This window comes from Terrabacter sp. P5_B1 (assembly GCF_056400505.1).
The window spans coordinates 1-5,699 of the sequence record NZ_JBFULD010000276.1; the positions used below are offsets into that span (position 1 = coordinate 1).

At 72.6% G+C, this 5,699-nt stretch carries 9 protein-coding genes; all 9 read right to left on the reverse strand.

Translation table 11 applies throughout. The features are described 5' to 3' along the window. Positions 1–81 precede the first annotated feature (81 nt). Positions 82–684 (reverse strand): FliH/SctL family protein, encoded by a 603-nt coding sequence (locus AC1DP0_RS17020; protein WP_478086551.1) that lies wholly within the window; start codon positions 682–684, stop codon positions 82–84. Continuing rightward, on the reverse strand, positions 674–1,717 hold the full coding sequence (gene fliG, locus AC1DP0_RS17025) for a flagellar motor switch protein FliG (protein ID WP_478086555.1): 1,044 nt from the start codon (positions 1,715–1,717) through the stop codon (positions 674–676). Before fliG ends, AC1DP0_RS17020 begins: the two co-directional genes overlap by 11 nt. Next, a complete protein-coding gene (gene fliF, locus AC1DP0_RS17030) occupies positions 1,714–3,342 on the reverse strand; it encodes a flagellar basal-body MS-ring/collar protein FliF (RefSeq protein WP_478086559.1) in 1,629 nt (542 codons plus the stop codon). Before fliF ends, fliG begins: the two co-directional genes overlap by 4 nt. Further along, complete coding sequence (fliE, locus tag AC1DP0_RS17035) at positions 3,342–3,641, reverse strand: flagellar hook-basal body complex protein FliE (protein WP_478086563.1); 300 nt, start codon at positions 3,639–3,641, stop codon at positions 3,342–3,344. The genes fliF and fliE overlap by 1 nt, the downstream gene beginning before the upstream one ends. Next, the gene (locus tag AC1DP0_RS17040) at positions 3,638–4,033 is read right to left on the reverse strand and encodes a flagellar basal body rod protein FlgC (RefSeq protein ID WP_478086566.1); all 396 of its coding nucleotides are present in this window, start codon (positions 4,031–4,033) and stop codon (positions 3,638–3,640) included. The genes fliE and AC1DP0_RS17040 overlap by 4 nt, the downstream gene beginning before the upstream one ends. Continuing rightward, complete coding sequence (locus AC1DP0_RS17045) at positions 4,033–4,374, reverse strand: flagellar basal body rod protein FlgB (protein WP_478086569.1); 342 nt, start codon at positions 4,372–4,374, stop codon at positions 4,033–4,035. The genes AC1DP0_RS17040 and AC1DP0_RS17045 overlap by 1 nt, the downstream gene beginning before the upstream one ends. Before the next feature lie 110 nt (positions 4,375–4,484). Beyond that, complete coding sequence (locus tag AC1DP0_RS17050; protein WP_478086573.1) at positions 4,485–4,805, reverse strand: hypothetical protein; 321 nt, start codon at positions 4,803–4,805, stop codon at positions 4,485–4,487. Then, the gene (fliS, locus tag AC1DP0_RS17055; RefSeq protein ID WP_478086576.1) at positions 4,798–5,247 is read right to left on the reverse strand and encodes a flagellar export chaperone FliS; all 450 of its coding nucleotides are present in this window, start codon (positions 5,245–5,247) and stop codon (positions 4,798–4,800) included. Before fliS ends, AC1DP0_RS17050 begins: the two co-directional genes overlap by 8 nt. An 11-nt stretch (positions 5,248–5,258) precedes the next feature. Further along, on the reverse strand, positions 5,259–5,699 hold a 441-nt coding region (fliD, locus tag AC1DP0_RS17060; protein ID WP_478086581.1), incomplete at its 5' end, for a flagellar filament capping protein FliD.

The window sequence follows — 5,699 nt, forward strand, 5'->3', positions numbered from 1 at the left end:
CCTCGAGGGCGAGCCCGCGGACCGCCGTCACACGGCCGACGCGCTCGGGCGACGCGGCGGCGACGACCTCGGCGAGCCCCCTCACGACTGCTCCGTCGAGAGCGCCGCGCGGGCTCGCGAGAGGGCGGAACCGATCCGCGCGTCGAGCTCGCCGTCCGGGTAGACGGCGACGGCGTCGCCGCGACCGAGGGAGCCGTCCGCGACGATGTCGACGAGTGATGCGGTGGACGAGTCTGCGACCAGCGCAAGGTCCTCCGGGTGGAGCCGCACCCTCACGACGGCGTCCGAGTCGGGGGCCGACAGCGCCCGTGACAGGGCTGCGCGCGCCGCGTGGCGCGCGTCCGACAGCTCGCACCCGAGGACCACCTCGGCGATGGACAGGGCTGCGGCGAGGACCTGGGTGTCCGCGTCGGCGAGCACCGGAGCGGCGCGGGCCTCGAGCGCCCGGGCGGCGGCGTCCAGGACGGTGACGGCCCGGTCCGTCCGGGCACGCTCGCCGGCGACGGCCGCCGCGTGCCGGGCGCCGAGCTCCGCCTCACGTGCAGCCAGCTCCTCGGCAGCGCGACGCAGCCCGGCGGCATACCCGGCGGCGTGGCCCCTCGTCCAGCCCTCGGACTCGCCGGCCGGGTCGACCGTCGGGAAGACGACCGGCTGCGGCGCGGGCGACCACGTTTCAGTAGACAAGGTCGTCCTCCTCGGCGCGGCGCAGCGTGATGGTGCCGGCCTCCTCGAGGTCGCGGATCGAACGGACGATGTCGGCCCGGGCCTCCTCGACCTCCGACGCGCGCACCGGTCCGAGCGCGGCGAGCTCGGACTCGAGGATCTCGCGGATGCGGTCGGAGATGTTGCCGACGATCGTGTCGTGCACGGCCTGCGGGGCACCCTTCATGGCACGTGCGAGCACTGCCGCGTCGAGCCCGCGCAGGACGAGCTGGACGTCCTTGCGCTCCAGCTTCACGATGTCGGCGAAGGTCAGCATCTTCGAGCGCACCTCCTCGGCCAGGACCGGGTCGCGCTGGGCCAGCGCGTCGAGGACGGCCCGCTCGGTCGCGGCGTCGGAGCGGTTGATGATGTCGACGAGGGGCTGTATGCCGCCCAGCGCCCGCTGCTGCCGGGGACCCGCCGCCACGGCGGCGCCGGTGCGCGCCCTCAGGTTGTCGGCCACCACCCGGACCGCCTCGGGGGTGGGCGTGCCCATGGTCGCGACCGCGTGGGCCACGTCGGCGGCTCGTGCCGGGCCCAGCGCGGTGAAGACGTTGGAGGCCTGCTCGGGGCGCAGGTGCGCGAGCACGAGCGCGATGGTCTCGGGCAGCTCGCCGTCGAGGAGGCTGAGCAGCTGGGACGGGTCGATGCTGTCGAGGAAGTCGTAGGACTTGCCGGCCATCGTCGAGGCGAGGCGGTCCATGACCCCGGCGGCGCGGTTGGGCCCGAAGGAGGACTCGAGCAGCCCGACCGCGAAGTCGCGCCCGCCGAGGGTCGCGCGGCGTCCCGACACGGCAAGGCCGTGGAACTCGGCGATCACCTCCTCGGAGACGGCGGGGTCGACGCGGCTCAGGCGGACGATCTCGGCGGCGATGTCCTCGGCCTCGGAGTCGCTGAAGTGGCCCATGACGGACGCTGCGCTCTCCGTGCTCATCTGCATGAGCACGATGGCGACCTTCTGGGTGCCGGTCAGGTGCCTCGACGTCGCCAGGACCGAGCCGGGTGCGGCGCTCATACCGGCTGCCGTTCGTCCATGAGGGCCCGCAGCAGCTCGGCCGTCTTCAGCGGCTCGGAGACCCCGAGCTGGTTGACCTGTGCGCGGCGCCGCTCGGCGTCGAGGACCTCCTCACTGGGTCCGGGCAGCTCGGGCACGACGGCCGGCTCGGGCGTCACCCTGAGGACCGGCAGCACCATCGTCGGGTCGGCCACGTCCGGTCCGGCGGACTCGATCGCACGCACGTCGTCGGTCAGCAGCTCGCCCTCGAGGTCGACGGGCTCGCGCTCGGCCCGGCGCCGGGCGCGCAGCCACAGGATGAGGACGGCCACCGCGATGAGCAGCAGCACGCCGGCCCAGACCAGGGTCGTCACCAGCTGCTGACTCGCCCGCGCCGCGTCCTCCGCCTGCTGCTGGGCGAGCGCCGCCTTGGCCTGGTCGGCCGCCGAGGTGCTGAAGGACATGACCTGCATGGACAGCACGTCGCCGCGCTTCGGGTCGATGCCGGCCGCTGCGGACACGAGGTCGGTGAGGTTCTGGACGTTGAGGTTGCGTGCGGCGGCAGCGCTGACAGCGACCGAGACGGACTGTCGCTTGAGGGTGCCGGCCGGGATCGTTCGCTCCTCCGTGACCTTGTTGACGGCGTTGTCGCGCGTGTCCTTCGTGGAGTCGTAGGTCCCGTTGCCGCCGGTGCCGCCGGGCACCGCGATGTTGTCGGGGCCCAAGACTCCGGAGACGTTCGAGCCGCCGGTCCCCCGGTACTTCTCCGTGGACGTCGACTGGCTGAGCGGCGGGACGCCCTTGACGCCGGCGAACGTCTCCGAGGTCTGCTGCGCCGAGTTGGTGTCGAGCTCGGGGGTGACTGCGACGGTCGCATTGCCGGGACCCAGCACCTTGTCCAGCACCGCCTGCACGGACGCCTGGGTGCGTTGCTGGTACTCGTTCGCCTGCTTGGACCCGGAGCCGCTCGTGCCCACGCCGACGGCCGACAGGACGGTGCCCTGCGCGTCGACGACAGACACGTTGGCCGCCTTGAGCTCGGGCACGGCGGCCGACGTGAGGTGCACGATGGCGTCGACCTTGTCGGCGGACAGCGTCTGGCCCGGCACGGTCTGCACGAACACCGAGGCGGTGGGCTCGCCCTGCTCGGAGGTGAACACCGTCTTCTCGGGGATCGCGAGCTGGACCGACGCGGTCTGCACGCCCTCGAGGTGGGAGATCGTCGTGCCGAGCTCGCCCTCGATGGCCCGCTTGTAGGTCACGTTCTGCTGGAACTCCGAGGACGTGACGCCCATCTTGTCGAGGAGCGAGTAGCCCGACGCCGGCGCCGCCGGCAGGCCCGCCGAGGCCGCCTTGAGCCGCTCGTCGTAGACGCGCTCCTGCGGCACGAGCACCGTGGAGCCGCCGTCACTCAGCTGGTAGGGCACGCCGTCCTTGCCGAGCTGCTGCACCACCGCGCTCGCATCGGTGCCGGCCAGCCCGGTGAAGAGCGGGCTGTAGCTCGGCCGGGTCAGCCAGCTCGTGAGGGCGACAACGCCCAGCACGAGGACGGCGAGGCCGATGACCGCGACCGTGCGCTGGCCGGCGGTGAAGCCCTTGACGGTGGCGCCGAGACGCGAGGCCGCGGACGTGAGGAACGGGGGCATCAGGCCTGCATCCTCATGATCTCGTTGAAGGCGTCGACGCCCTTGTTGCGGATCGCCGCCGCGACCTCGAGGGTCACCTGGGCGCGGGTGGCCGCCAGCGTCGCCGTGTGCACGTCGTCGAGGCTGCCGGTGACCGCCTGGACGGCCAGCTGGTTGGACGTCGACTGCAGCTGCTGGAGGTTGTCGACGGCGCCGGCCAGACTCGTGGCGAAGTCGCCGCCGCCCCTCCCCGCGCCCGCGGGAATGGCCGTGACGGAGCCGAGGAGCGGCCCGACCGGCCCGACGGGTGCGACGCTCATGAGGACCTGCCGATCTGGAGGGCCGCCTCGTACATGGTGCGGGCCCGGTCGACGACCTGGGCATTCGCCTGGTAGCCACGCTGAGCCATGATGAGCGACCCCATCTGCTCGCCCATGTCGATGTCGGGGTAGCGCACGTAGCCGTCGGCATCGGCCAGCGGGTTGTCCGGCTCGTGGACGAGGCGCCCGGTGGGGTCGCCCTCGCGTATCCCGGCGACGTAGACGCCGGAGGTCCCCGCGCCGGCCTGTGCCTCGACGAAGCGGGCCTGGAACGCCGGGCCGCTCGTAGGGGCAGCCGTGTTGACGTTGGCGAGGTTGTCGGCGATGGCATCGAGCCACTTGCGGTGCACGGTCAGGGAGGTGCCGGCGATGCCGATCGCGTCGAAGGTCATCAGCTCGTCCTCAGGGCGGCACGCACTCCCGCGAACTGGGCGCTGATGGCCTGGCTCGCGAACTGGAAGCGCAGCACGGTGTCGATGTTCGAGAGCGTCTCCGTGTCGAGGTTGACGTTGTTGCCGTCCGTCCTTGTCGGCTCGGCAGAGAGCGACGTGGTGGCGGCCGCGTGGCCGTCGCCCGACTCCACCGACGCGGCGAGCGCCTGCTCGAACTGGACGCGCTGGGAGTGGTAGCCCGGCGTGTTGACGTTGGCGATGTTGTCCGCGATGGCGCGCTGACGTTGGGTGAGGCCGTCGAGGGCACTCGTGAGCGCGGCGGACGTCACGGATTCGAGCACGGTTCTCCTGCAGGTCGTGCGAGGGAAGGCGGCCGATCCGTGGCCTGATGCAGCGAGCAATCCGTGCTCGACGGGAACTATCGGCAGGAGGCGCGACGGCGTTAGGGCGCTCAGCCCTGCACGTCGAGGAACACCGGCGCCTGCTGCGGCGACGGCGAGGGGGAGGTTCTCAGGGCCGTCAGGTGGTGCACCACCGACATCCGCAGCGCATCGAGCCGTCCGGCCACGCGGGCCTGCGCCTCGGCGAGCTCTCGCGCCTGCCCCAGCAGACGGTCCGGGAGCGGACCGAGGCCCCGCGGCGGCACCCACGTGGCCAGCTGCGCCGCAGCCACCGCCGACTCGGACGGAGGCGCCTGCTGGCCGAGCTGGCGCTCGACGGCCGCGAGCTCGGACCCGAGTCGCTCGAGCACGTCCTCCCAGCTGTCAGCCAACGACGTGCACCGTTCGCTCCGAGCCCGAACCCGAACCCGCGCCCGCGGCGGCGGGCGCCTGGACCGCACCGGCCGCTGCGTGCCAGGCCTCCTGCAGGGGGGTGAGGAGCCGGACCGCCTCACGGGTGCGCCCGACGTCGCGGTGGATGTTGGCGTTGACGAGCGCCATCCGCACGTACTCGTAGATGCCGCGAAGGCCGTCGGCGCCGTCCCACAGCTCGGGGCGCAGGCTGGTGGAGAGCTCCATCACGATGTCCTGCGCGTGCAGCAGCTGGTCGCTCGCCGTCTGCCAGTCCGCGGCCTCCTGGGCGACCTCGGCCCGGCGCAGGTCGAGCAGCAGCCGGTCGTAGAGCATGGTCAGCAAGCGGGCCGGGCTCGCCGAGAGGACGGCGTCCCGGGCGTACTGCTGGCGCGCGTTGGCGGCGTGGGCTGGGTTGGTCACGCGTCGGTTCCTTACTTGCTGTTCTGCGGCGAGAAGCTCGGGAGCCCGGCGATCTGGCTCGTGAGCCACGACTGCTGCGACTTGAGGGTGCCGAGGGCCGTGTCCATGGCGTTGTACATCGCCAGGAGCGCGGTGCGGCGGTCCGCGAGCCGCTGGTCCCAGCTCGCGATGCGGGTGCCGAGGTCGTTCGAGAGGGACTGGCGACCGGCGATGAGCTGGGTGATCGAGCCGGTGACCGGCTCGGAGGCGCTCTTGGCCGCCGCAGCGACGCGACCGGCGATCTCCGAGAGCGCGGCCCGGGTGCCCGAGGCGTCCGCCGCGAGGGCAGCCGTGAGCTTGTCCTGGTCGAAGGCGAACGTGCCGTCGCGTTGGACGACGATGCCGATCTCCGAGGGCGAGCGGCCGTTGCTGGTCGGCCGGTAGGTCGCGTCCGTGATGGCGGTCGCGATGGC